Below are 255 nucleotides of genomic sequence, written 5' to 3'. Positions count from 1 at the left end.
GTCAAACAACCGAGGTTGTTCGTCGATTAGAGTTAGTTACTCCATAGAAAGGAGGTGATCCAGCCGCACCTTCCGATACGGCTACCTTGTTACGACTTCACCCCAATCATCTGTCCCACCTTAGGCGACTGGCTCCAAAAGGTTACCCCACCGACTTCGGGTGTTACAAACTCTCGTGGTGTGACGGGCGGTGTGTACAAGGCCCGGGAACGTATTCACCGCGGCATGCTGATCCGCGATTACTAGCAATTCCGG

General features: G+C 53.7%; 1 rRNA gene. It reads right to left on the bottom strand.

The window, feature by feature from the left end:
• Positions 1-47 precede the first annotated feature (47 nt).
• Positions 48-255: ribosomal RNA gene (locus MW695_RS22415) — 16S ribosomal RNA — on the bottom strand; the annotation flags it as partial.

This window comes from Halalkalibacter sp. APA_J-10(15) (assembly GCF_023017105.1).
Classification (GTDB): Bacteria; Bacillota; Bacilli; order Bacillales; family Bacillaceae_D; genus Halalkalibacter.
Note: the sequence above shows the minus strand (reverse complement) of the source record. Positions and strands in the feature narration are given on the sequence as shown.